This is a genomic window from Terriglobus sp. YAF25, from assembly GCF_052113305.1.
In the GTDB taxonomy this organism is placed as follows: domain Bacteria; phylum Acidobacteriota; class Terriglobia; order Terriglobales; family Acidobacteriaceae; genus Terriglobus.
In genome coordinates this window covers 1-3,382 of the sequence record NZ_JBFRCY010000902.1, presented here as the reverse complement: position 1 = coordinate 3,382, position 3,382 = coordinate 1, and the positions used below count along the sequence as shown (strand labels likewise).

3 protein-coding genes are annotated in these 3,382 nt (G+C 53.4%); 1 reads left to right on the top strand and 2 read right to left on the bottom strand.

What is annotated here, in order from left to right; genetic code table 11:
• Positions 1-1,292, top strand: a 1,292-nt coding sequence (locus AB4043_RS25030; protein ID WP_442308462.1) for a malectin domain-containing carbohydrate-binding protein, incomplete at its 5' end; no start/stop codon positions are given.
• Between the two features lie 18 nt (positions 1,293-1,310).
• Here the strand turns inward: AB4043_RS25030 and AB4043_RS25025 are convergent.
• On the bottom strand, positions 1,311-1,949 hold the full coding sequence (locus AB4043_RS25025; protein WP_442308461.1) for an alpha/beta hydrolase: 639 nt from the start codon (positions 1,947-1,949) through the stop codon (positions 1,311-1,313).
• 249 nt (positions 1,950-2,198) lie between these two features.
• Positions 2,199-3,032, bottom strand: coding sequence for a TIGR03435 family protein (locus AB4043_RS25020; RefSeq protein ID WP_442299021.1), 834 nt, complete (start codon positions 3,030-3,032; stop codon positions 2,199-2,201).
• Positions 3,033-3,382 lie beyond the last annotated feature (350 nt).

Sequence of the window (3,382 nt, the reverse complement as noted above, 5' to 3'; positions counted from 1 at the left end):
GACGTTATGGGCTTCGGTTTATCCAGACCGAAGAGCCTCGTGTTGCTTCAGTAGTCGTCGACACCAGGGAGTCGAAATCGTCTGGAGAGGAAACGGACCTCAAGTCGCCCCTTTTCCCTGATTCGGAAGAACTTCCTGCCGCAGAAAGCCCCGTAGAGGATCAGAGGTGGCCGCGTTTTTCAAGGGTAAGGATATCCGTGTGGGTAGCGGCGATCACAGCCACCGCCTCCATTCTCGGTATCGTCGCCTGGGTCTTGATCGCTAAGCATTTCAATGCCCGGCTTCAAACCACCCATGCGGAACTTGCGTTCTCGCCAGACGCGCAAACAGCTCCTGCTCCCGAACTGATCATGGCCGGTCATCTGGGTGGTCCATATATAGATCACGACGGAAGATCCTGGGGAGGAGACCGTTTCTTTAAAGGGGGAGATGCGGTAGCTCTGAAGCTCCCTTACATTCTGGGGAGCAAGGACTCCATCGTCTATGAGACCGCTCGCCAGGGCGAATTCAGCTACGACATCCCCGTTGCCAGCGGGAAGTACGAATTGCGACTGCATTTCACAGAAGCTAACTTTGGACCGGGCACATATGCGGGCCGGGGTGGGGACAGCAGCAGGACGTTCTCAGTCCTGCTCAATGATCAACCGCTTTTGACGGATTTTGATATCTTCAGCGACGCCGGTGGGAACTTCCGCGCCTTCGAGCGTGTGTTCAAAGGCATCGCTCCAGCCAGCGATGGGATGATTCATCTCAAATTTCTACGAGGGTTCGATCAGCCTATCGTCAATGCGATTGAAATCGATCCGGAACGCGGCAAGGGGATGAACCCCATCCGAATTGTGGCTCAGGATAACTCCTATATCGACCAATCAGGAAAGACATGGCAGTCCGATCGATATGCAATCGGTGGCCTGCTGGCCACGCATAGAAATCCGATAACGAACACGACCGATCCGCATCTTTACGATGGGGAACGCTTCGGACATTTCACTTATCAGATACCTGTTGCCACGGGCCGCTATACGGTAACACTGCATTTCAGTGAGACATACTTCGGCTCAGAATCGGCTCAGTACGATGATTCTTCCCGGGTCTTCGACGTCTATGCCAATGGTGTCGCGTTGCTACGGAACTATAAGATCCTGCAAAAAGCCAGCGGACCAAACAAAGTGGTGAGCGAAACTTTTCGCGGCATCGAACCGAATGCCGCAGGTCTGATCGTACTGAGTTTTGTGCCCGACAAGAACTATGCCTGCGTCAACACCATCGAAGTGACAGATGAAACCAACTAGATCCTGCACTGAATRAATTCAGAAGCAGGAAACGCTTCGAGAGCTTTGTCCTTCCATAAACGCGTCGGACCACCGGCACGCGTTACACGCCGCAGATTGTGCAGGACGCTTATCAACGTACGCCTGATAGAACTGGATACTGTTCGCAACCGGAACTATCTCATCGTCGGTCGTCGAGAAAAGAAAGGCGGGGGGACTATTCGGCTTTACTGCCGATGCGTTGGATAGCTTCTGCTCCAGAACAGGATTTTCATTCGTTCCGAGCAAGTTTGTTTTCGAACCTGGATGAGCGATACCTGGCATCATCGAAATTACTGGATACGCGAGGATCCCAAAATCCGGGCGAGCGCTTTGCATGTCAACAGAATCCTCACTGACACCCGCCGGTAAAGGAAGATGTTCGTCAAAGTTTGTCATCAGGTACGAAACGATGTGCCCACCCGCTGAAAATCCCCAGACGCCGATGCGATCTTGGGAAATGCCATATTTCGATGATTGTGACCGGATGAGGCGTATCGCTCGTAACCCGTCGAGCATCGGAGCGGGATATTGATAAGGCGCGACGCGGTAGTGGAGAACGAATGCGGCCACACCATGCTTTACCAGCCACTGAGCGACATCAGCCCCTTCATAGCTCATTATCCATATCGAGTTCATGCTTCCAATAGGTCAGCTTGGGTGCGAGATGATTTCCATTGATCAGCGTTTCCTCGTTGATCGCCGACGCGCTGCCTGATATCTCTCGATTAGCCAGCGGAGTCTCGATTCTTTGTTATCAAACCGCGAGCTGAATGTTCGCCGCAAATGCAGGGCGGTCGGCTGGCAGGGTTTGCTTATCGATGATGCGGTCAATTTGAGGCGCGCCGAGGAACATCTCCGAAGAAGCTCCTCTCTCGATGAAATTTGCTAGTTCCCTGATGGTCTGGAAGCGGCATCGACTACCAGCGTTCCCGCAGGAGCCTTCATAGCCTGCAGTTTCAGACCGAGTTGTTCCTGGATAGCAGTGAACAGGTCCGGGTTTCCAGTACTGATAGGTGGCCCATCGGAGTGACCACCGAACTGAGTTTCGTTTGGGGTCCATGCCAAGGAAAAATCCCACCGACCTTCCAAACCGGTTCGATCGATTACTGGCCGGTTCAGAACGGTACGCTGCAACTCCTGAGCCAGATCCGATACTCGCGCATTCGAGGCTTGGAAATTGCCACGCGCACTGAAATGCAGTGCGGGAAGACTGTCTGGTCCTCCGTCGCTCCTTCTAAGCTTGGGTCCATTCTGTCCCAATACCAACGCAAAGATGGGTAGCTCCTTCTCTTCCCGATGAAAGCGAAGACCGAAGCGTTCGCCTAGAAGCTGGCGAATCATAGCCTTACATTGCGGATCGCCTGGAATCCCTTCACCGCGGTAGAGCATTGTAGCGTCGAACTTTTCCGTCTCAGCCCAAGACGGGGTACCCAGAAGCTGCGAACGCTGTAGTTCGTAGGCGAACAAAATCAGCTCGCCGAGGGACGTATTCACCGACTCCAGTCGTCGGCCGCGTACCCGGAAACCGCCACCAACCATATATGGATTGGACAGCTTAACCGTTGCCACCTCATACAGGTTCTCGGAACTCAGCGACTGCGGGCTTCGGGAGACGGCTTGCGCCGCAGCCTGCATGCGTGAATTGTTGAGGGCTGAGAAAAGAACAAACAACAGGACGCAGACTGACTTTGCCGGCAGAGTATTTCGAACAAGGCTCATCGAGAGCGACTCCCGAATGGATCACAGGATGGAATGCGGTTGCCACTAAGAGTAGCGCCTTACATAAAGCTCGTTACAACGTTCTTTTAGCGTTCTTTCCCGCTCACGCCCAGGATTGGTTCAAGACCGAGACCGGTACTGGCATCGACAAAATTCGCATTGCCACTGCTTAATCAGCCTTATTCAGTCCCGACACCTGGCCTTCCTTCCTGAAGTACAGGGACAAGAGCGCCCAGAATCAGCATGGCCCCCAGAATAAGAGAGGGAGAGACAACTTCATCCAGAAAAATAACGCCTTCAGACACAGCGACGACGGGCATTAGAAAGTAACGAGATGCAAGGGTGTACGG